Source organism: Chamaesiphon sp. GL140_3_metabinner_50 (genome assembly GCF_025361915.1).
Lineage (GTDB): Bacteria > Cyanobacteriota > Cyanobacteriia > Cyanobacteriales > Chamaesiphonaceae > Chamaesiphon.
In genome coordinates this window covers 1-20713 of the sequence record NZ_JANYJC010000013.1, presented here as the reverse complement: position 1 = coordinate 20713, position 20713 = coordinate 1, and the positions used below count along the sequence as shown (strand labels likewise).

General features: G+C 46.8%; 16 protein-coding genes and 1 pseudogene. 10 read left to right on the top strand and 7 right to left on the bottom strand.

Annotated features, from left to right (window positions below; genetic code table 11):
* Positions 1-9: 9 nt before the first annotated feature.
* The 3 genes from purE to Q0R35_RS00525 all read left to right on the top strand — a co-directional run bounded on the left by purE (position 10) and on the right by Q0R35_RS00525 (position 4367).
* Complete coding sequence (purE, locus tag Q0R35_RS00535; protein ID WP_295613347.1) at positions 10-528, top strand: 5-(carboxyamino)imidazole ribonucleotide mutase; 519 nt, start codon at positions 10-12, stop codon at positions 526-528.
* 324 nt (positions 529-852) lie between these two features.
* Entirely contained in the window at positions 853-2640 is a 1788-nt protein-coding gene (locus Q0R35_RS00530; protein ID WP_295613344.1) for an ammonium transporter, read from the top strand.
* A gap of 365 nt (positions 2641-3005) precedes the next feature.
* The gene (locus Q0R35_RS00525; protein WP_366944786.1) at positions 3006-4367 is read left to right on the top strand and encodes an ammonium transporter; all 1362 of its coding nucleotides are present in this window, start codon (positions 3006-3008) and stop codon (positions 4365-4367) included.
* Positions 4368-4541: 174 nt separating this feature from the next.
* Here Q0R35_RS00525 and Q0R35_RS00520 read toward each other — a convergent pair whose 3' ends face one another.
* The 3 genes from Q0R35_RS00520 to Q0R35_RS00510 all read right to left on the bottom strand — a co-directional run bounded on the left by Q0R35_RS00520 (position 4542) and on the right by Q0R35_RS00510 (position 8262).
* Positions 4542-5180, bottom strand: a complete 639-nt coding sequence (locus Q0R35_RS00520) for a heme-copper oxidase subunit III (RefSeq protein WP_295613339.1) — start codon at positions 5178-5180, stop codon at positions 4542-4544.
* A 168-nt stretch (positions 5181-5348) separates the two neighbouring features.
* Complete coding sequence (ctaD, locus tag Q0R35_RS00515) at positions 5349-6998, bottom strand: cytochrome c oxidase subunit I (protein ID WP_295613336.1); 1650 nt, start codon at positions 6996-6998, stop codon at positions 5349-5351.
* A gap of 241 nt (positions 6999-7239) precedes the next feature.
* Positions 7240-8262, bottom strand: coding sequence for a cytochrome c oxidase subunit II (locus Q0R35_RS00510; protein WP_295613333.1), 1023 nt, complete (start codon positions 8260-8262; stop codon positions 7240-7242).
* Between the two features lie 398 nt (positions 8263-8660).
* Here Q0R35_RS00510 and Q0R35_RS00505 point away from each other — a divergent pair, with 398 nt between their 5' ends.
* On the top strand, positions 8661-9614 hold the full coding sequence (locus Q0R35_RS00505) for a heme A synthase (RefSeq protein WP_295613330.1): 954 nt from the start codon (positions 8661-8663) through the stop codon (positions 9612-9614).
* A gap of 58 nt (positions 9615-9672) precedes the next feature.
* The gene (locus tag Q0R35_RS00500) at positions 9673-10617 is read left to right on the top strand and encodes a heme o synthase (RefSeq protein ID WP_295613327.1); all 945 of its coding nucleotides are present in this window, start codon (positions 9673-9675) and stop codon (positions 10615-10617) included.
* Positions 10618-10668: 51 nt separating this feature from the next.
* Here the strand turns inward: Q0R35_RS00500 and Q0R35_RS00495 are convergent, their stop codons facing one another.
* From Q0R35_RS00495 to clpB, 3 genes are all read right to left on the bottom strand, one after another.
* Positions 10669-10821, bottom strand: a complete 153-nt coding sequence (locus tag Q0R35_RS00495) for a hypothetical protein (RefSeq protein ID WP_295613325.1) — start codon at positions 10819-10821, stop codon at positions 10669-10671.
* A 306-nt stretch (positions 10822-11127) separates the two neighbouring features.
* Entirely contained in the window at positions 11128-11382 is a 255-nt protein-coding gene (locus Q0R35_RS00490) for a hypothetical protein (RefSeq protein WP_295613322.1), read from the bottom strand.
* A 79-nt stretch (positions 11383-11461) separates the two neighbouring features.
* On the bottom strand, positions 11462-14197 hold the full coding sequence (clpB, locus tag Q0R35_RS00485; protein ID WP_295613319.1) for an ATP-dependent chaperone ClpB: 2736 nt from the start codon (positions 14195-14197) through the stop codon (positions 11462-11464).
* 329 nt (positions 14198-14526) lie between these two features.
* On the opposite strand from clpB, the gene Q0R35_RS00480 reads away from it, so the two are divergent.
* Both Q0R35_RS00480 and Q0R35_RS00475 read left to right on the top strand, forming a co-directional pair.
* A complete protein-coding gene (locus Q0R35_RS00480; RefSeq protein ID WP_295613316.1) occupies positions 14527-15564 on the top strand; it encodes a glucokinase in 1038 nt (345 codons plus the stop codon).
* Positions 15565-15899: 335 nt separating this feature from the next.
* Positions 15900-16232 (top strand): DUF1815 family protein, encoded by a 333-nt coding sequence (locus tag Q0R35_RS00475; RefSeq protein WP_295613313.1) that lies wholly within the window; start codon positions 15900-15902, stop codon positions 16230-16232.
* Positions 16233-16346: 114 nt separating this feature from the next.
* Here the strand turns inward: Q0R35_RS00475 and tsaB are convergent, their stop codons facing one another.
* Positions 16347-17006: a tRNA (adenosine(37)-N6)-threonylcarbamoyltransferase complex dimerization subunit type 1 TsaB gene (gene tsaB, locus Q0R35_RS00470; protein WP_295613311.1), complete on the bottom strand. Its 660-nt coding sequence runs from the start codon at positions 17004-17006 to the stop codon at positions 16347-16349.
* Positions 17007-17446: 440 nt separating this feature from the next.
* On the opposite strand from tsaB, the gene Q0R35_RS00465 reads away from it, so the two are divergent.
* The 3 genes and pseudogenes from Q0R35_RS00465 to Q0R35_RS00455 form a co-directional block, all read left to right on the top strand.
* Entirely contained in the window at positions 17447-19369 is a 1923-nt protein-coding gene (locus Q0R35_RS00465) for a tetratricopeptide repeat protein (RefSeq protein ID WP_295613308.1), read from the top strand.
* A 137-nt stretch (positions 19370-19506) separates the two neighbouring features.
* Positions 19507-19941 (top strand): annotated as a pseudogene (locus Q0R35_RS00460) (Clp protease N-terminal domain-containing protein); the annotation flags it as partial.
* Positions 19942-20530: 589 nt separating this feature from the next.
* Positions 20531-20713 (top strand): Clp protease N-terminal domain-containing protein (locus tag Q0R35_RS00455; protein WP_295613305.1); only part of this gene is annotated, 183 nt, incomplete at its 3' end.

Here is a 20713-nt window from a genome sequence, read left to right as displayed (position 1 = left end):
ATCAAATTTATGACATTTCCCCTGATTAGCATCATTATGGGTAGCGATTCCGACTTACCGACAATGAAAGCCGCGATCGAAATCTGCGAACAATTTGAGATTCCCCATGAAGTCGCGATCGTCTCCGCACATCGCACTCCCGAACGAATGGTGGAATACGCTCAAACCGCCCACCAACGCGGCTTAAAAGTGATTATCGCGGGGGCGGGTGGAGCGGCTCATTTACCCGGCATGGTCGCCTCTTTAACCCCCTTACCCGTTATTGGTGTACCCGTACAAACTAAGACATTACAAGGCGTAGATTCACTCTATTCGATCGTCCAAATGCCCGCAGGTATCCCGGTTGCGACAGTCGCGATCGGGAATGCTACAAATGCTGGACTACTCGCCGTCCAAATCCTGGCAACTCACGATCCAGATCTGTTAGCTCAAGTCATTTCCTATCGACAAAGCCTCAAAGAAATGGTGCTAGATAAACAGGCTAGGTTGGCAGAGATTGGCTATCGCAATTATTTAAACAAAGAGTAACGCGATCTTTGACTTCTCGATCGAAATGTAAGTAATGATACATTTTTTTCAATCTAGCTTGCGTAATCTTAAATTTACATAGCTTTAGCTAGCTTGTAGCAATGGTTTTCAGGTTTACCTGCGCGACTCTAAATCGCAGTTTTACATTGAGCTAGATTTTAAGGTGAGGATCTCAGATCATTACCAAATATCGCTCGACGGGCGTATTGAGAACTTCAACATATATTTACTTGCCAAAAGGTGCATTTTACCAATTTATTTTCCTTGTCCTGCATCTAAATATCTTTACTAATATCTGTTTTCCGCTCTTAGAGGCATAATTTAATGAACGTTAATAAAAGTAGATTTAGCGGTCGAACGGCGCGTCGATTCGGTTCCTCATCCGATTTTGGGGTAGTGAGTAGTAGAATACTCCAGCGGTCGATCGCCAATTGTGCGGGTTTATTGACAAAAGTTCGATCTTTGGCGACAAATTCCCAGCAAAATGTCAATTCGGGATTAGAGCCATTACCGACTCACAGCCGCAGCGGTCGTAGAATCGATAATTGGAGACGATTGGGTCAAAGATTACAAGATCCGGAATGGCGCAGGTATGGCTACCTGTTGCTTTTCTCTAAATTAGTGGCGATCGTGGTGCTGGCTTTCGTGGCAATACCGATCGTCGCACACTTTGTCGGTGCGCCCGTGCTAGCCGCAGATCCGGTCGTCAAGGCAAACGATATTGTCAATCCGATCAATACACTGTGGACGTTGCTCGCGGCATTCTTGGTATTTGGAATGCAGGCGGGATTTACGATGCTGGAGGCCGGATTCTCTCGCGCTCGTGAAACTGTCAACGTGTTGATGGAATGTATCGTTGATACCTGTCTGTGTGGCATTCTGTTTTATGCGATCGGTTTTGCCTTTATGTTTAGTACTGGCAATGGGTTTATCGGTGGTAATTGGTTTTTCTTACAAGGTGCGCCAGCAACTTATGGAACCACAGGTGTTGCCTTTCTGGCTTACTGGCTATTTCAATTCGCCTTTGCCGATACCTGCTCGACGATTACTTCGGGGGCGATGCTCGGTCGGACGGGATTTGTCGGCGATCTGCTTTACAGTACTGGCGTTTCTGGCTTCATTTATCCAATTATCGGACATTGGGTCTGGGGGCCAGATGGATTTCTGGTATCGATGGGTAGTAAGGATAACTTTCTACCCTTTGTGGGTACTGGTTTTCGGGACTTTGCAGGCTCGACAGTGGTTCATACCATCGGCGGTGTCATTGCCCTCACAGGTGCGATCGTGCTGGGGCCTCGCCTCGGTCGGGTGTTCAAGCGCGATGGTGGCGGCCCGATGCTGCCTCACGATTTGACGATCGCGGCAATCGGCGGTCTGATCCTATGGTTTGGCTGGTATGGTTTTAATCCTGGCTCTACGCTGTCGGCGATGGATTTTCAGGGGACGGCCAGAGTCGCAGCTAATACCACCCTTGCCGCTTGTGCGGGTGGGTTATCAGCCATGTTCGTTGGTTTTCCCAAGACTAAAAAATGGGATCTTAGCTACACGGTGAATGGATTTCTGGCTGGATTGGTGTCGATTACCTGTCCCTGTTATTGGGTCAGTCCATCAGGTTCGATTCTGATCGGTGCAATCGGTGGTGCGATCGTGGTTTGGGGCATCGATCTATTAGAATGGCTGCGAATTGACGATCCGATCGGTGCTGTTCCCGTTCATGGCTTCTGTGGGATTTGGGGCACATTGTCGCTCGGACTATTCGCCACAGGTGAATTCGGCGCAACCGGGCCATTTGCCCCCGATACTTCAGCTCCAGCACTAGTAAAAGGGCTACTCTATGGTGGTGGAATGGAGGTATTGACTGCCCAATTTATCGGTAGTGCGATCGTCACCCTTTCGGCTTTTTCGCTCGGAATGGCTCTCATGGCGGCGGTAAATCTGACTGGCACACTCCGAGTTTCCCAAGAGGGAGAACTAGAAGGCCTCGACGTTCACGAACATGGGATGCCAGCTTACCCTGAGTATGTTATCCAACCAACTCCTGCCGCTCACACTTCAACCTATGGATCCGAAGGAGGCGATCGCAAACTTGGGCCAGATCGAAAATTTGAGTAATCTAACTAGACTTTTTTGAATATTCTATCTATCGCTGGTAGCAAGACATCTCTATTTAAGGTAGGGGCGATTAATGAATTGCCCCTACCTTAAATTTTGACCTTGTACCTACATCATAATTCAATATTTAATTTTAAAATTTTGTTGCATTCTATTCTATCCCTCTGCCAGTAATCGATAATGCTGAAGTCTGAATAAATGTATCTAGCTATACAGAATTTTTGTATCTTCAAACACAAAATTGTTCAACACGATACATAATTATCTCTCATTCAAATACTCTGGCGCATACAGGATCGAACAAAGTGTTCAAAAAAATTCTCCTTGGTTGTTTAATGGCTTTATGGGTACTCAGTGGCCCACTAATGGGTGATGCTCTAGCCGATGCTATCAAATCACCCGCAATGGATGTGAATGGCATCAATACTGGCGATACCGCTTGGGTGCTAGTGTCTTCAGCCTTAGTCTTACTCATGACTCCAGGATTGGCATTCTTCTATGGTGGTTTGGTACGTTCTAGAAACGTCCTCAATACCATGATGATGAGCCTAGTCTTAATGGCTGTCGTGGGTGTAACTTGGATCCTGTGGGGCTATAGTCTGGCGTTCTCACCAGATTCGGTAACTACTGTAAAAGATGTAGTAACAGTTAATACCAATCAGTTTATTGGTAACTTAAATTGGTTTGGGCTAAATGGTGTTGCCTTCGATAAACCCGATGGTGTTGGCTATGCACCCACCATCCCGCACCAGTTATACATGGTTTATCAGATGATGTTTGCCATCATCACGCCAGCCTTAATTTCTGGTGCAATTGTCGAAAGAATGAGCTTTAAAGCTTACTTCTGGTTTATCTTAATTTGGTCTACCGTCGTCTATCCTCCCTTGGCTCACATGGTATGGGGTAAAGGGTATCTGGGTTCCCTCGGCGCGATCGATTTTGCTGGTGGTACTGTAGTACATATCAGCTCTGGTGTCTCGGCTGTAGTTGCAGCTTGGATGATCGGCTCTCGTAGAACTTATCCCAATCAACCAGCGGCACCACATAATGTGCCGTATGTCCTCTTAGGGATCGGACTACTATTCTTCGGTTGGTTTGGGTTCAATGGTGGTAGCGCGCTCGGTGCAAACGGGATCGCTGTTGTCGCGTTCGTCGCCACTGCGGTTGCTAGTTGTGCTGGCGGCTTAATGTGGATGATCCTGGAGTGGGTGTTAAGAGCTAAGCCGACAGCAGTAGGTATTGCCAGCGGATTCCTCGCCGGATTAGTGGGGATTACACCTGCGGCTGGTTACGTTACGCCTCTGAGTGCCATTCTCATCGGTTTAATTACATCGACTTGCTGCTTCTTTGCTGTCAGTATTAGAGCCAAATTACAGTTCGATGACTCGCTCGATACCTTCCCCGTGCATGGTGTCGGTGGTACTGTCGGCGCACTCTTGACTGGTGTATTTGCCGAAAAAGCTGTCAATAGTGGTGCTGGTATGGATGGCTTAATCGCATCGAAGGGCGACCCTACTTTGTTAGGCAAACAAATTGCTGCGACGTTAATTACCTATGCAGTGGCAGCAATTGGTACTTTTGTCATCATCAAAGTTCTGAGCTTAGTCATGGATCTTCGGGTTAAACCTGAAGCTGAATATCAAGGCTTAGATATTAACGAACATGGTGAAGAAGGTTACGGCGAAGAATTTGCTGCTGGCTTGAGTTTAGCTGAGAAAGAAGGCTAAATTAGGCTTTAGGTTTTAGGTCTTAGGATATTTCACATTAAAGAGTCGTAGGTCAATCTAAACCTACGACTCTTTAATTTCTAGCAGATGCTAACATTCCCGATGCATTTAGACCCAAATAAAAATCGCGGAGCATCATGCCCCGCGATCTCATGTTCTCAAAGATTGAGAAATTTAAAGTAGATATAAGAGGATAAATAAAATCACCCAAATTACATCGACAAAGTGCCAATAAATCTCGGCAGCTTCAACACCGAAACGATTATTGGTACCGTAATGTTCGCTTTTCATCGATTCTCCTTCAGAGACGCTACGCGAACGCCATAATACCGATAAAATCAATAGTACACCAACAGTAACGTGCAGTCCGTGGAAGCCAGTCAAGACATAGAAAGTACTCGCAAATAAATTTGTCCGCAGTCCAAATTCTAAATGACTGTACTCATACAACTGTCCGCCCAGGAAGATAATTCCCATTAAAGCAGTCAGCCCAAACCACAATTGCAGCCCTTTAACGTCGTTCTTTTTAATCGCTGTGTCAGCTTGATGGATGACTAAGCTACTCGCGAGTAAAATCACCGTATTTATGCCCGGTAGCATTAATTCGAGCTTTGGTGTGCCTGCTGGCGGCCATTCCGGTGCCATCGAACGGAAAGCTAAGTAAGCAATAAACAAGCCGAGGAAAATCATCCCCTCTGCCACGAGAAACACGATTAGCCCAAAAATCCGATGATCTGGATGCGCCTCATGATGGCTACCGTGGGTATCACTTTCAATATTTATCTGAGTCTTGTCAGAAATAGATCCTTGCATAAAAATTTAGGAGTTAGGATTGAAAATCCCCTCCTCGGAGGGGTGCCCGTAGGGCTACTGGTCGGGTCACCCGCCCAGTGGGGTGGGTAGATCTCCGCAGCTAACAGCTTTAATCAGAGCGAATGGTGGGCACAGCCCACCATCTACATGTCAAGCGAATCCAAGCAATTAAACAGCCGTTAATTCTTTCTCTTCTTCCTCAGTATCGCCATAATCGTAAGGCCCTGTAGTCAACACAGGTAAAACCTCAAAATTCTCGATTTCTGGTGGTGAAGTTGTTTGCCAATCTAGCGTTAAAGCATTCCAAGGATTACTCCCGGCTGGCTTACCCTTGTAAGCGCAGTAAATTGCATTTATCAAGAATGGCACTGTCGAAATTGCCAGCACGTAACTACCATAGGTACAAACTTGATTTAAACCTTGGAATTCTGGTGCATACATCGCAATCCGACGCGGCATACCTTGTAATCCCAGGACATGCATGGGAAGAAAGGTAACGTTAAAACCAACATAGGTTAAAGCGAAGTGAATCTTACCCCAAGTTTCGTCGATATGTCTGCCAGTAACTTTAGGGAACCAGTGATAGATCCCGGTGTAGATGCCAAATACGCTGCCACCAAATAACACGTAATGTAAGTGGGCGACGACGAAGTAAGTATCGTGGACGTGAATATCGAACGGTACCGCTGCTAGCATTACGCCAGTAATGCCACCAATTACGAAGGTAGAAATAAAGCCCATCGCAAATAGCATCGGCGTATTGAGATTGATTTTTCCGCCCCACATTGTTGCTAGCCAACCAAAAATTTTAATCCCCGTTGGTACCGCAATCACCATTGTGGTAATCATGAAAAACATCCGCAACCAGGGAGGTGTGCCGCTGGTAAACATGTGGTGCGCCCAGACAATTAAGCCTAAGAAACTAATCACCATACTAGAATAAGCGATCGCACCATACCCAAAAATTGGTTTGCGACAATGGACGGGAATTACTTCAGAAATTACCCCAAAGAAGGGCAAGACCATAATGTATACCGCAGGGTGAGAGTAGAACCAGAACATATGCTGGTACACAACAGGCTCACCACCACCGACTGGATTGAAAAATGCAGTGCCAGCAATTAAGTCAAAGGAGAGTAAAATCAACGCACCAGCCAAAACTGGAGTTGCAATTAACATTAACAATGAAGTTGCTAACATTGCCCAACAAAACAGGGGCATTTGCATCATCGACATACTCGGAATCCGCATCTTGAGAATAGTTGTGAAGAAATTAATTCCTCCCAAAATTGAAGATGTTCCGAGTAATAGTAGCGTCATAATCCAGATCCCTTCACCGACCTTACCCGTGAGTAAACTCAATGGGGGATAAGATGTCCAGCCAGCTTGGGCAGGGCCGAGAAAGAAGCTCAGAATCAGTAATAATCCGGTGGGTGGAATAATCCAAAATGCCACGGCATTCAGTTTAGGAAATGCCATATCTCTCGCCCCAAGCATTAGGGGTAAAAGATAGTTGGCAAATGCTCCGGTACCAGCCGGAACGATCCAAAGGAAGATCATGATCGTACCGTGCATGGTGAACATACTGTTGTATGTACTCGGATCGACAAGATCGGCATCGGGAGTCGCTAATTCTGTCCGAATTCCTTCGGCTAATAATCCACCAATAATGTAAAAAATAAATCCAGTTACAAAGTACTGAATTCCAATCACTTTATGGTCGGTACTAAATGTAAAATAGTCTTTCCAGGTGCGATGGTGGATGACTACATCATCTTCTGGTGCTGTCTGGTTGGGAATTGTTAATTCTGCTGTCATTTTCTAGGGGTTAGGGAATAGGGATTAGGGATTAGGGCATAGATCCAGTATTTTTAACCGCAGAGGCACAGAGGGCGCAAAGAGAATAAAAGAGGTAAGTAGCTGAGTGAAGATCTATGGTGGAAAATCCCCTTCCTGAAGCGAAAAGTGCGTTCTTGGGGTCTCCCCAAGTAGAGCACCTTTTCAAGAGAGGGGTGCCCGAAGGGCGGGGTGGGTAGATCTGTGCCACCCAACTTCCGACTTATTTAATTACCGAAGCGATCGACTTGCTCATGTCATGCTGTTGGTGAAGGTGTCGAACCATTTCTGGTTTTACGCCCATTTCTTTGGCATAGGGAGCGAGATATTTACCTGGAGACAGGTTGGCTGGGTTCATCGCGATCGTTTTTTTGACGATTTCTGCTTGAGCTTGAGCCGATTGCTGCTGACTGGCAATCCAAGTGTCGTATTCTTCAGGAGTATGGACGATCATCTGGGTAACCATCGAGCCATGATAACCGCCACAGAGTTCGGCACACCGGAGGGGATAGCTACCGACTTTATTGGTGGTAAACCGCAATTGAGTTTGCGTACCTGGAATTACGTCTTGCTTGAGTCGCAGTTGCGGAATCCACACGGCATGGATCACATCTTGAGCGTTCATATTGAGCTGAACTTCTTTGCCAACTGGAACGTGGAGTTCGCCAGAAGTGACATTGATTTCTGGGTAGGTGAAAATCCAAGCGTATTGTAATCCCAACACGTTGACGTTGACAGCAGCAGGCTTACCCTGATTTTCAGGGGACGCACCGACACCCAATGCGGCAATCATCGGACTACCCTGGGGCATACCATCCATAGTTGCTGCCATCGCGCTGCCTTTGCCTGCGGGCATACCGTGCATGGCGTGCATGTCATTGGCACTGGGATCGAAACCACCCATTTCGTTATAGATTTCAAAACTGTAAATCGAAATCCAGAGTACGACTGCGGCGGGAATTGCCGTCCAGAGTATCTCTAATGGTACATTTCCTTCGATCGCAGCACCATCGCCGAGTTCGCCCGGTTTGCGCCGAAATTTGATGGCACAGTAGACAATTATGCCTTGAACTAGTAAAAATAGTCCCGTGGAAATGGTCATCATGGCATTGAATAAGCCATCGATGTGTCCGGCTTCCTCGGAGGCGGCAACAGGCATAAGTCCGTGATTTTGTCCATACCAGAGACTAACCAATGTTAATCCTATACCCAGCAGGAGGGTGATGATTGAGCTAGGAATATTCATTTCGAGGTTAAAGATTTAGGAGATAGTTATAAGATAACGGGGATCGATGTGAAGATATATTTACGTTCGCTACTCTTACTAAGGTACCGTAGGCAATTAAAGCGATCGGCACTCGATCGCATTTCTTCAGATTTTCTTCGGGATTGTCAAATGTAGGCTAGCCAGATGACATCTATATTTACATGACATCGATCTTTAACATTTTCTTTGGGATCTAAATTAATTATGGGTGAAAGCTAGACAGGAATGGAGTTACACTCAAGGAGTAGGCGGATTTACCCAATCGAAGTCACGGTTAATACCCTAACAGCCACTAGGTATTAATGCTAGTTTGGAAACAATTGGGTTAGCGTAGCTAAAACAAACAGCTAGGCAAACAAACTCAGCGATTGCTAAATATGTCAGATTCTGCACTTACCCCTCAATATCCTGCCAATAAAGACCAATTGCGAGATTCAGAGCAAACATTGGCGATCCAAACTCGGATCCGCCGCTCGATTTGGAAGATTGCTTTTGCGACACTGCTCCTGATGGCAGTCGGTAGTGCTACTAGAGTGATGAATGCTGGTTTAGCATGTCCCGATTGGCCGTTGTGTTACGGGCAACTAGTCCCCACCCAGCAGATGAACCTTCAAGTGTTCTTAGAGTGGTTTCATCGCCTAGATGCTGCCGCGATTGGATTGAGTACTTTATTCTTGGCTAGCTCTACATGGTGGTTTCGAGCGCAGCTTCCGCGCTGGTTGCCCTCGGCGACTACATTTGCGTTAAGTTTGATTTTAATTCAGGGAGCTTTAGGTGCCTTCACCGTCACCGAATTACTCCGGTTTGATATCGTCACCGCACATCTGGGTACGGCTCTATTATTCTTCATTACCTTACTCTCGATCGGCACATATTTACTGCCAGTCCCCCAGTCCTCCAGCAAGCTTGTCGTCCCATCTCCGGCTCTCCCCCTTACTGCCGCCATTTTCGTCTACATTCAAAGCATCCTCGGTGGATTAGTCGGCTCTAGATGGGCACTGCACCAATGTTTTGGGAACTCCGAACTCTGCACGGTGATGAATAGTCACCTCCTCGGTGTAATTCCGGCGACACTGAGCTGTATTGCTGTAATTGTAGTCATCTGGCTCAATGCCAACCTGCCTAAATATTGCCGCAACTTGGCTACCATAACCGGGGGACTATTAATAGTTCAAATATTACTCGGTGTTGCTACTTTTAAGTTACATTTACAAGTCGAACCATTGACAGTTATACATCAGGCAATCGGGGCACTATTACTCGGTACCTTAGTAGTATTGACTTGCTCTTTGTGGAGACTAAAAAGCTCAAATATCGCTCAACCTGCTTAGCTTCACACTTCAAATTTTAGATCTGTAGTCGTAACAAATAAATCCCCAACTCCCGAACATGCAAGAGCTACTAGATCGATCGATTGTCACCAAACACCAAAATTTCTCCGAAGTTATTCAAAGCTATTATCAACTCACCAAGCCGAGAATTATTCCCCTACTGCTAATCGTTACTGCTGCGGCAATGTGGTTAGCATCTGATGGAGCCACCGATCCGGTTTTATTTCTAGTCACAGTCGTCGGGGGCATGTTTGCCGCCGCTTCCGCTCAAGCCATGAATTGTATTTACGATCGAGATATCGATTATGCAATGGAACGGACACGCAATCGCCCGATCCCTTCTGGGCGGATTAAGCCCCTTCATGCGGGAATTTTTGCCGTAGTATTAGCCGGATTATCTTTTACGATTTTATTTGTGTTTACCAATTTATTAGCCGCGCTGCTCGCGATGGCTGGAATTGGATTCTACATGTGGATCTATACTCACCTACTCAAACGTCATACAACCCAAAACATCGTCATTGGTGGAGCTGCTGGAGCGATTCCCGCGCTCGTTGGTTGGGCGGCTGTAAATAACAGTTTGAGTATCGAAGCATGGGTGTTATTCGCGATCGTCTTTATTTGGACACCTCCACACTTTTGGGCATTATCGTTAATGATTAAAGATGATTATGCCAAGGTCGGAATTCCGATGTTACCTGTAGTTGAAGGTGAAGTTGCTACCGCCCAGCAGATTTGGATTTATACACTGTTGCTCATTCCCACCACGCTGCTGCTAGTCTATCCATTAGGCGCGTCGGGAATTGTCTATGGTATTTGCGCCATCGGATTGGGAGGCATTTTCGTTCGTGAAGCCTGGAAATTATTACAAGCTCCTACCGATAAAGGCGTTGCCAAATCGATGTTTAAATACTCGATTTTGTACATGATGCTGCTCTGTACGGCAGTAGTTGTCGATAGCTTACCGCAGACACAATCCGCGCTCGCGCTGTTGTGGAAATAAGCCAACAGCAGCTCGATTTCTAGCTAGCGTCAATTTAGGTTAAATACTAGCTTACCTAGCCGCCAACCGCTGAAGTTCTGCGGTGAAAATCTCAGACCCAACCATCCGCGATGTTAACAGAGCAGCTTGGGCTTGCTGACCGATAGCTAAGTCTTCTAATCGATCCAGCCTGTCGATTAACCGATCGTATTTTTCAACTGACATAATTACATAACTCAATTGAGATTCTGCCGTTAATAAAACAGGCTCGACAGCAGCCCGATTTAGAGCCTAACTATGACTCGTTTGGATTTCAGTAACAGAAGAATTCTGCATCTTTACGCCTTTCAAAAGCTTGCGGTTTAATTATACTCTAGACTCGATTTGTCAACCGTGTGTAGTTGAAACAGCTAGACAAAGGTTACGGTATAGATGTTTACATATCGTACCCGATTCCTCAATCTGCGATCGCCAATCGAGAATTAATTCCATCAAACTCAATGGAACATTGATTTAAAACATCTCTACCAATTAACACCAGCCACAGATAAATGTGGCTCTTCTAAACAAAACCTGCTTAATTAATAGATCTCGATAACCATATTGTTGATAAACTCGTTCGACTAATTTTCGTTCATCGCAATCGTGGTCTAAAACTCTGCCATCTTCAAAAGCGATAAACTCGCCCAAGTATAGTTTGATTAATTCAGGCTTGGCTGTTTCATACAAGTCTTTCTGGATATCGAAATATTTAAGTCGAGACTGGTCGATGTATTTTGGATTCATGACACCATTAAAAATGGTTTTCTTTATCGATACCACTAAAATCTAGTCGTTGACTGACTGCACCGGATTGCGGCTACTCTTAATTTTCAACAGTAACTGTCGGTAAAATTACTTCGGGAATTATGACCGGAGTTGATTTTTTTGTGGCTTTAAGTGGCTTAGTACCAAACATTAAAGCGCGATTTTCCGCGCCAGATCCGCTATCGACACAATCGACAAAAATTGTATCGCCTTCGCCAAAAGTAGTTTCTAAAATTTTAGTAGCGATCGGGTTTTGTAATTCGCGTTGAATGGCACGTTTTAACGGTCTAGCACCATAAATCGGATCGTAGCCGACATCAGCGAGGTAGTCTTGGGCGGCGGTTGAGAGTTGAATTTTGATTTTTTGATCTGCTAACATCTGCTCGATCCGATGAATTTGAATCGTGACAATTTGCCGGAGTTCGGTTTTTTTAAGCGGTTCAAAAATGGTAAGTTCGTCAATCCGCTGGATAAATTCGGGGCGAAAATGCGTGCGAAGGGTATTGGTAACTTGTTCGCGCAGATCGTTGGTTTGGGTATTGTCGCGATGGGGATTGAGTAATGTCGTAATAATTTGGTCGCTGGCAATATTACTCGTCATTACAATTACGGCATTGCAAAAATTGACGGTTTTACCTTTGGAATCGGTAATCCGGCCATCGTCTAAAACTTGCAGCAGAATATTAAATACATCGGGATGGGCTTTTTCGATTTCATCGAATAATACGACTGAATAGGGGCGACGGCGCACGGCTTCGGTGAGTTGTCCGCCATCTTCATGTCCCACATATCCCGGTGGTGCGCCAATTAGGCGGGAAACGGCATGTTTTTCCATATATTCAGACATATCCAACCGCACCATTGCTTCGTCGCTATCGAATAAAAATTCGGCTAGAGCGCGGGCGAGTTCGGTTTTACCGACACCTGTCGGCCCCATAAATAGGAACGATCCGATCGGGCGATGGGGATCTTGCATCCCGGCACGGGCGCGACGAATTGCGGCTGAGACTGCGCTAACAGCCTCATGCTGCCCGATTACCCGGTTGTGGAGGTGGGATTCGAGTTGGAGTAATTTCTGGCGTTCTGAGGCCAGCAGACGGTTGACTGGGATGCCCGTCCATTTGGCGACGATTTCGGCGATGTCGTTATCGGAGACTTGTTCGCGCAGGAGGGTAGAACCTAGAACTTGGACGGCGGCAAGTTCGGCTTCTTTGACTTCGCGCTCTTGCTGAAGTTTTTCGAGGTTGCCGTATTTGAGTTGAGCGGCGGTATTGAGATCGTAGGCGCGTTCGGCTTGCTCGATTTGCACTCGAATCCGATCTTCTTCTTCTTTGAGGCTTTTAATGCCGTCGAGGAGCTGTTTTTCGCCTTGCCATTGGTTGTTGAGTTCGTCTTGTTTGATTTTGAGGGTAGCGATTTCGGTATCGATTTTTTCGAGCCGTCCCTGAGTGGGGTGATAGCTATCGCTGGTCAGGTTTTCGCCTTGAAGGGACAGTTTTTCCATCTCTAATTGCATCGCCCGTCGATCGATCGATTCTAATTCGGCAGGTTTGGAGGTAATCTCCATTTTCAGTTTAGCAGCGGCTTCATCGACCAGATCGATCGCTTTATCGGGCAAAAATCGATCGGCGATATAGCGGCTGGAAAGTGTCGCCGCTGCAACTAAGGCAGAGTCGCTAATTTTCACGCCGTGGTGGACTTCGTAGCGTTCTTTCAAGCCCCTTAAAATCGAGATCGTATCTTCGACGGTGGGTTCATTGACTTGGACGGGCTGAAATCGCCGTTCGAGGGCGGGATCTTTTTCGATATACTTGCGATATTCGTCGATAGTGGTGGCACCGATACAGCGGAGTTCGCCCCGTGCTAGCATCGGTTTGAGCAGGTTGCTGGCATCCATCGCGCCCTGATTGCCACCCGCACCGACGACGGTATGGAGTTCATCGATAAATAACACGATTTGCCCAGCCGATTCGGTGACTTCTTTGAGTACGGAGCGCAAACGTTCTTCAAATTCGCCTCTGAGTTTGGCACCCGCAATTAAGCTGCCCATATCGAGCGAAATTAAGGTGCGCCCTTTGAGCGATTCGGGCACGTCGCCATTGACGATGCGTTGGGCTAAACCTTCGGCAATGGCGGTTTTACCGACACCCGGTTCGCCAATTAGAATTGGGTTGTTTTTTTGACGGCGGGATAATACCTGTACTACCCGTTTAATTTCTTCATCGCGACCGATCACTGGATCCATTTTGCCCGCTCTGGCGGCTTCGGTCAAATCTTTACCGTATTTGGGCAGTGCTTCGCCACTAGTTTCGGGTGCTGGGCTTGCGGTAGTGGCTTTGGCTGTAGTAGTCGCAGCCGTGCGGAGCTGTTTAATTGCGGCTTCTAGTTGAGCGCGATCGAAATTAAACGGTTTGAGCAATCGTCGCCCGACCCGATCGTCCTCGCTCAGGGCTAAAATTAAGTGATCTACGCCAATTACCCGCTCTTGCCAACTCTCTCTGGCGGCTTCAGCGCGATCGAGTAATAAATCTAGCCCTCGCCCCAGATACAAGTCTACGACTCGATCTAATCTGGGCTGACGCGATGTAAAATCTTGTAATTGCCGCGCCAATTGCTCGACATCCACTCCCACCCGCGCGAGGATTTTTGGAGCCAAATCTTGCTGTTCTAACAGCGAAATTGCCACATGTTCGACTTCTAAGTTTTGATTGGAAGATCTCCTCGCAACGTCCTGTGACTTGATGATTGCATCCCAGGCTCGGTCGGTAAATTTGGTAGGATCTGTAGGCTGCATGTCTGGGGAGATGGGGAGTAGTCCGATCGTGTTTGTTCAGTATATCAAGGAAGTTCGATTTGGTGGCATTGCGATCGCAGTCCCAACATTCGCACATCTAACCGTGTGTTAAGTTTCTGTGCCGAAATCTCGATCTAATCTGGCGACCTATACTAATATATTCACAGATCGCACCTCTGCTTTCAAGGTCTGTATTTTCCACTAGCAGAGACAGTAGGCAGCCGCAATACTGCTGACGATCGGACTTAAATATCGATTAGGCTTTGCCTACGCTACAAAGGACGCGCCTCATATCTATTTTATCGCTGTACCGCTAAGGTTCCGAATACATGACATACTTACTAGCTGGCGATATCGGTGGAACCAAAACGCTACTGCGACTCGATCGAACTAAATTAGCGACCGACCCAACTTTCATCAAATCGTATCACAGCCAAGCATATCCAAATCTGGCGGCGATCGTTACCGAATTTATCGCAGCAGCTCAAACCCAGCTCGGAACAAAAATCGAGATCGAGAGTGCTTGCTTGGGAATTGCTGGCGCGGTGGTTAATGGAGCCTCATACTTACCCAATCTCGATTGGCAGATTAATGCTGAAGGTTTAGCCGCAGCATTAGGCATCCCCACTCTCGAATTGATTAATGACTTTACTGCGATCGGGTATGGCATTACTCAATTACAATCGGCAGATCTGCATACCCTCCAAACTGGGCAGATCCGCGAGCGCGCGCCGATTGCCATTATTGGGGCTGGTACGGGTCTGGGACAGGGCTTGCTAGTACATAACGGTCGGGAGTACCAAGTAGTGGCAACTGAGGGCGGACATGCCGATTTTGCAGCGCGATCGATTCAAGAATTTGATTTAGTTCGATATCTGTGCGATCGAAAACAGCTCGATCGCATTTCTAACGAACGGATTATTTCTGGTTCGGGAATTGTCGCAATTTATCAATTTTTGCGCGATACTAGCAATCTGTCCGAAAATTCCGACATTGCAACTGTAGTTCAACTCTGGGAGTCACAACCCGAAACAGCAGTCGATCCGGCTGGGGCGATTTCGGCAATGGCAATTGCTAAAACCGATCCACTCGCTCAAGCTACAATGCAAATGTTTGTCTCGGCTTACGGTGCAGAAGCGGGCAACCTCGCGCTCAGAACTCTCCCCTACGGCGGATTGTTCGTTGCTGGCGGTATTGCTATCAAAAATATCCCCCTAATTGCAGATGGCACATTTCTCAAAGAATTCAATCATAAAGGTAGGGTTAGTAATTTATTAACTGACATTCCCGTACATGTAATTCTCAATCCTCAAGTTGGTTTGCTCGGTGCGGTTGCCCAAGCAGCCAGGTTGGGAGTCAAACTCTAATACTTAGAACCAATTTATAGAGGCGCGTCCAGATCGACCGATCGGTCTAATTGGGGGATTACCGTACTAATTGCGACAGTTTCCCCAACCTAATTCTGTCAGAATCTAAAATAACTCGCAGGTAGATGCTGCCGATCTCGTGCGAACGATTTCAGATCTGGTGACAGCAAACTCAGTCTCCCAGCCAACACTCGCAATCTTCTCAACTGTAAAGATGTCGGGATATTAGCAGATCGATACTAAAAGCTCTAAAGCATTAAGATTGTCAATGAGAAAAACATTAAAAAATAATAAAGGTTATACTAGAGATCGAGTGGTGCTATTAAAGGAGAGCTATGTTTCTTAGACTAGCAAATCAACATCAAGAATTTGTCAAAGATTTGGTCATGAGCCTTCAGGCTCTGGCTACGGTTTTGGAGCGGCGCGGTTATGAGGCTGCGTGCTATACATGCGGAGATCGCATGAACAGTGCTAACTTTATGGTGAGTTTGGCAGACAACCATTTGATCCGGTTTTTGGTATCCGATTATGGAATTACCTGGACGGAATTACGCGACGATCGCGAATTGATGAAGTTAGAAGGCGCAGAAGCAATCGCGCAACTGCAAGAACTCGCCGATTTACTCAAAGTTAGCAACCTAGCTAACGATCGCATGTTAATTGGCTGATGGACTTAGGTTCGTCTGAGTTGACGATAAGTTGCTTGCATCCGAATTTTAAGCAATTCCTACCAGTAAAGGGGAATTGAAAGTTCGCTTGGATGCAGTTTTACTCGCCAGCGACTATTTAACGATTGCCGCCTCAATAACTGGGTGCTGACCGTAAAAAGGTAATGCAGTAGACCAATGCGGACGTTCGCCGCGATCGAATCCGCTCCGTGCTAGGGCTAGCACACCGACAACCGTATCGGTGAGATTAGCCGATTGCGGCACAACAATGTGCTGTGTGGGTTGGTACCCAGCTAGTTGGGCATCCCAATCGGCAGCTAAAAAGACTGTTTCTGGCAAAATTACCTGCAAGTTTCGATCGTCGTTACTAATATTATAAACTGCGGCAAATACCTCTCCCCGCTGGGCGGGCATCGATACGGCAATTTTCCCCAAGAGATGGCTCTCCGCCACCGAACCGACTTGCGCAGATTGCCACGCGATCGCCGCTAAACTAGAAATTGCAAATACCGGGATATCTAATTGTTGCCCCAAAGTCCGAGCGGTGACTACTCCCAGTCGAGTACCAGTAAAGCCACCTGGGCCATTAGCTACCGCAATCCAGTCCAAATCTTGCCAAGTGCAGGGGCGCAAAAAGTCTCGCAGATAGGGATGGAGATAATTAGATGTATCTCTGCCTAAATCCCATGTTTGGCACCGCACATCTTCGGCATTGCTACCGATTGCTAGACCAAGTGCGGGACTGCTGGTGTGTAGGGCGAGACCATATTTCATGGGCGTGGGGAGTAGGGAGTGAGGAGTAAGGAGTAAGGAGTAATGTAGAACCTATTTAAGATTTCTACGGTTGGTGTGCGAAATGCATCATGCTGTCATTTTCTGGATCTGTAGGGGTGGGTTTATGCAATTTAATGTCGATATTACTGTTCGATATCGCACAAAACCCACCCTCCGCCACCAAGATCTAAAAAGATCTCAAATAGGTTCTATACACAGTAAGGGGCTTGCCATTTAATCAACTACCAGTGGGTTTATGTTTCGACTTCGCTCAACCCTCGGAGGTTGAGCGAAGTCGAAACCCACAAATATCTGGGATGTTATTTCCACGCAAGTCCCTAACTCTCGATCGACCGTAGAATACAGCGAATCGAAGCCATGACAATTGAGAAAGGTTTAGGATAGCAGAAACACATTTGCAAGAGAGCGGATCGACAATTATGACTTCTGCTGATGCTGGATCTTATTCTAACCCCGATCCTGGGGCAAAATCGCTACGCGATCGCTATCTTCAGACGATCGAGGAAATTACGACGCGAATTTTGACAGGCAAACAGGTTATTTCTAAAGAGTATATCTATCAAATCTTGGTCGAGCAAATCGAACTAGGGACGAGCGAACTGTTTGAAGGGTGTCTGAGCGAAACCGTACAAGGTGTCGAGCGCACTATTGCCAGTCAACCCGATGAGGTCAAACAAGCTAAATTAAAGCACAAGCTCAATGCCCTTGCCTGGATTCAGACGGCATTAGGGACGCTCCAAAACGAACGCCAAGCGGTAGCAGTAGTCAATGCCACGATCGATCGAGTTGTCAGTGCCCAAGCTCCCGAACGTTTGAATATTTTACTCCAAGCACTCGATCCCAATCAAGAGCATAAATTAGACCGCGCCCAGATTCAACTGATAATTAAATTGCTGCAATCGGTCGCAAATATCCGACTCGAACCCGCAGACTTCGAGCAATTACGCCAATTATCGCTCGGACTCGATCGGGGTTTAAAATTATTACCAGCTCTAGAACCCCATTTGGTCGGTTGGATTTACGAGAGCGGGCAACAAATTGGTTTTGGTGGAGCCACAGAGAGCGGCCCCTGGTCGCTGTGGGCGCGTCAGATCGATCGACCGTTAATTCAGTCATTATTTAACACGATCGGTCGCCAGCAGTCTGTTTCCGATGTTTCCGCTACAAAATCAAGTGGTGATGAGGGCGAATGGACGGAACTGGCGATCGTGTTGCAAAGCATTCAGCTTGCGCTAGTATCTTGGTTTGACAAACAAATGTACGATCGCGCTTGGGGACAGCGGATGGCGTTTAGCACGTTGATTACGTTTGCGGCGATTTGGTGCGAGTTGGCAAATGGAGTCGGGAGAGCGACGGGAATTAATAGCAGTCATCGGGAAGCGATTGCTAAAGCTTGTTTTCAAGTGACTTTACAAATTCTCAGAAGTGCGGCGCAACGTCCGAATTTTCCTTTATATGGGGGAATTTTTGCCGCATTTACAGGCGAAACCCTCCGCGATACGCTCACCTATTTCGATCTCCCGCTCAAGCAGGTGGCGGGAACTCAGGAGAAGGGGCGACTATTAACTATTTTAGGCTATTCACAGCGATCGCTCGGACAGATCGATCGAGCCGTCGAGCTCCATCAGGAAGCCCTCGAAATTGCCAACCGTGCGGGAGATCGTCCTTGCGAAATTGCCAATCTCAACCATCTGAGCCGGATGAGTATCGGTCAAAAAGATTATCAGCAGGCGATTAGTTTCAGTCAGCGCGCTCTTATTTTAGCCAGACAAACGGGCGATAAATTGGGCGAAGCTAATGCCCTAACTAACGTCGGCTACTCAGAAGTATTAGCCGCCCACGCCCTCGATATTATGGATGAGGATGTTTACGAACAGAACATCAGTTATCTCGATCGGGGCTTAAAACTTGCCGAAACTTTAGACGATACCCAGAGTTTAGCTTTGGGCTATCATAGCCTGGGACTGGCTTACCTGACCATCCAACAGCCCGAACGCGCGATCGAGTACCTCCAATTAGGTACTAAAGCCGCCCAAGCTGTGGGCGACTTATACCTCCAAGGACTGAACTTGACCTACCTCGCTGAGGCGCACCATAGCCTAGCTAAAAATAAAACTGCGGTCTTCTATAGTTGCCTAGCCATGTATCAATTACACCAAATCGGTGCCAAAGAATGGCGACAGAGCGCGAGTTTGGCGACCATTCTGCAAGGACGACTCGGATCGGAAGAGTTTCAAGCCATTTTAGTCCAGTATCGCCCGAATTTAATTCCAGCGATCGGTGTCGATGGCTACGATTATTTACCACAATTGCTCTCCAAGTATTTAGACGGTGGTGAGTAAGGTATCGATCGGGGGATGAAAATTGAGGCGGCTTAGGGCTTTAGGGCATGAAACGTCTCGCGCAGTGGCAGATTGTGCCTCAAATTGGTAACGTTAGGTATCGCCAGCTCTGGAGTTGTCACGGTATAGGAATCGCCATGTTTGAACGCTACACAGAAAAATCTATCAAAGTAATCATGCTGGCTCAGGAAGAATCCCGCCGCATGGGTCACAATTATGTTGGTACAGAACAGCTTCTGTTGGGGACGATCGGCGAAGGTAAGGGGATCGGTGCAAAGGTTTTACATTCGATGGGTGTCAACCTTGAAAACGCCAGAATCGAAGTTGAGAAAATTATCGGACGTGGTTGGGGTTTTGTAGCCGTTGAAATCCCCTTTACGCCGAGAGCAAAGCGCGTGCTAGATTTGTCTCTAGAAGCAGCTCATCAACTCGGACATAACTATATCGGTACCGAACATCTTTTGCTTGGATTGATTAGTGAAGTTGAAGGTGTCGCCGCCAGAGTACTCGAACGACTTGACGTAGACTTATCCCAAGTTCGATCGCAAGTAATTCGGATGTTAGACGAAAGTGTCGGCTCTCATCCTGCTCAGATCGATACTGAAGAAGATACTTGGGACGCAGACGATCGACTGCTTGAAGATGAAGATTTTAGTCTCGATCCACGGAGATCCCGCCGACAGTATCGATTGGAGCGTCAAGATCCGCTAGAAACATCAGAAACTAACATCATGCTCCGATCGATTCTCCACCGCACGATGGCGATCGAACGGAGTGTTAATGAAATGAGAGCGGAGATTGTAGCTCTAGGCGATCGGGTTGCTAGGATCGAAGGTAAGTTATAACCGTGCGTTTGGCGATAAATGACGAAGTGGATGCGACGATCGGATTTCAGTGTCGATGGCTACGATTATTTACCACAATTGCTCGATCGATACTTACACGATGGCGGTTTATAGCCAACACTCCAAATGTCAAAGGTAGAGTTACAAATACCGCAATCTATCCTTAGAAGTATCTTAGTGGCAACCGATCCCCCTCCCACCACAAATAGTCGTTATTACCGAACCCGATCGGTTAAACAACTATTACCAATCGCTAAATTTACTGTGTTAAGATTTAATGACACAGGATATAAGCAGCAGGGGATGGAAAACAGCCATGTTTGAACGCTTTACAGAAAAAGCCATTAAAGTAATCATGCTGGCCCAGGAAGAAGCACGTCGCCTGGGGCACAATTTTGTCGGTACCGAACAAATCCTTTTAGGACTAATTGGTGAAGGTACTGGCGTAGCAGCGAAAGTCTTAAAATCGATGGGGATTAACCTCAAAGATGCACGGATC